Raw genomic sequence first — 530 nt, 5'->3', positions numbered from 1 at the left:
CGACCCTCGGCGCCACCATCGGCTCCTTCACCGGCACCACGGCAACGACCGGCGCCGGCGGCACCACGGCGCTGACCGGCGCCATCACCCTGATCGCCACCAACGGCACGACCGCGACCGGCCTGGCCGGCGTCGCCCAGCCCGCCGACGGCGACACGTTGACCGTGAACGGCAAGACCATCACTTTCCGCAGCGGCGCGGCTCCGGCATCGACGGCGGTTCCGTCCGGCTCCGGCGTCAGCGGCAACCTCGTCACCGACGGCAGCGGCAACACCACCGTCTATCTCGGCACCGCGGGCGCTCCGACTGCGACCGTCGACGATCTCTTGGCCGCGGTCGATATCGCCAGCGGCGTGAAGACAGTATCCATCACTGCGGGTGCTGCGACGATCTCCACCAGCGCCAGCCAGCCAAGTGCCACGACCGTTTCGAAGGTTACGGCGAGCGCCGTCACGCTGGTAAGCTCGACGGGTGCGGATCTGAGCGTCACCGGCAAGGCCGACCTGCTCAAGGCTCTCGGCCTGACCACG

At 70.0% G+C, this 530-nt stretch carries 1 protein-coding gene; it reads left to right on the top strand.

Features of this window, described 5'->3' with window-relative positions:
- The coding region (locus AC0L20_RS39750) for a DUF1522 domain-containing protein (RefSeq protein WP_473295628.1) at nucleotides 1-530 on the top strand (530 nt) is incomplete at both ends.

The organism is Bradyrhizobium sp. Kon58 (genome assembly GCF_055807455.1).
This window is presented reverse-complemented; position numbering and strand designations above follow the sequence as displayed.